At 71.6% G+C, this 1290-nt stretch carries 1 protein-coding gene; it reads left to right on the top strand.

Features of this window, described 5'->3' with window-relative positions:
• Positions 1-286: 286 nt before the first annotated feature.
• Positions 287-1290 (top strand): DUF7151 family protein (locus tag D7X12_RS41415; RefSeq protein WP_439329425.1); only part of this gene is annotated, 1004 nt, incomplete at its 3' end.

The following is a 1290-nucleotide window of genomic DNA, read 5'->3' as shown; positions in this document are numbered from 1 at the left end:
AGGCGGGGCAGGGGGATGCGGGTGGGAGTGCGGCATGGTGAAGCCTCCTTTCCCGGGCCAACGCGGCACCCGGCGCGCTCTTACACCTCGCGTAACGCCGGGCCCCCCTGCCTGTCTTGCGGCGGGGATTTCCGATAGAAGGCGCCCGCACCGGGGCCACCGGGCCTGGAGTTCCGGGGCCTTGCGGGGAAGCCCCGGCCAGATTCAGTGGGAAATGACCCGGCAAATCCCCTCCCTCCGTATGAACAGGGAGGTGAGGTCGGGGGGCCGGACGGAGAAGGCACGCATGCGACGCACATGGGGAACATGGGTGGCGGTGCTCGCGCTCATCGGCAGTGGCTGTGACGCCATTGATCTCTCCCGCATCACCCAGCGCGACGCGCGGACCCGGGTCCGCCCAGAGCCCGCGGGTGAGCACTGTCCCTTCGGTGGGCAGGCCTTCTTGTCGGGCCTGGACCAGGACCGCGACGGGGTGCTCGACGACTTCGAGGTCAGCGCCACCGACTACGTCTGCGCCGACGCCCTCCCCGGGGTGCGCACCCGCGTCCGGGCCGAGCCGACGGGGACGAACTGCCTCTTCGGCGGACAGGCCGTGCAGTCCGGGCTGGACCTCGACGCCAGCGGAGGGCTGGACGACGCGGAGGTGACGTCCACCGAGTACGTCTGTGCCACCACGGTCACCCATGTGCTGGTGCGCGTGCGCCCGGTGGCGCCCGGGGTGGAGTGCCCCCGGGGCGGACAGGTGACGCACGCCGGTCACGACGCCAACGGCAACGGGCTGCTGGAGGACGGGGAGATCTCCCGCAAGGTGCAGGTCTGCAACGAGCCCGCCCCCGTGCTCTCGCGCGTGCGCGAGCTGCCCGGCGCCGTCGCGCCGTGCGAGCAGGGCGGTTCGGTGGTGGAGGCCGGCGCGGACCTGGACCTGGACGGCGTCCTCGACGCGGCGGAGAGCAACAGCGCGGACTACGCGTGCGGCGTGGCATTGGCCCACCTGCGCCTCCGGCATTTCGAGATCGAACCCGGGGGCGGGTACTGCGCCACGAAGGGAACGGGCGTGGTCGCCTTCGAGGACAGCAACGGCGACACCCTGCCAGACCCCGGCGGCTACACGGGGACCCTCATCCTGTGCGAGGCCCCCCGCACCCACGACGGAGACTTCGTGGTGACGAGCGCCGTGGACCTCATCGTGCTCGAAGGCATCGACCGCCTGCGGGGCAACCTGCGCATCGAGGCGCCCACCCTCCCCGAGGCCATCCTCCCCACCCTGTCCATCATCGACGGCTCCTTCAT

This window comes from Corallococcus sicarius, from assembly GCF_003611735.1.
Classification (GTDB): Bacteria; Myxococcota; Myxococcia; order Myxococcales; family Myxococcaceae; genus Corallococcus; species Corallococcus sicarius.
The sequence above is the reverse complement of the archived record's forward strand: the minus strand, read 5'-3'. Positions and strand labels throughout refer to the sequence as shown.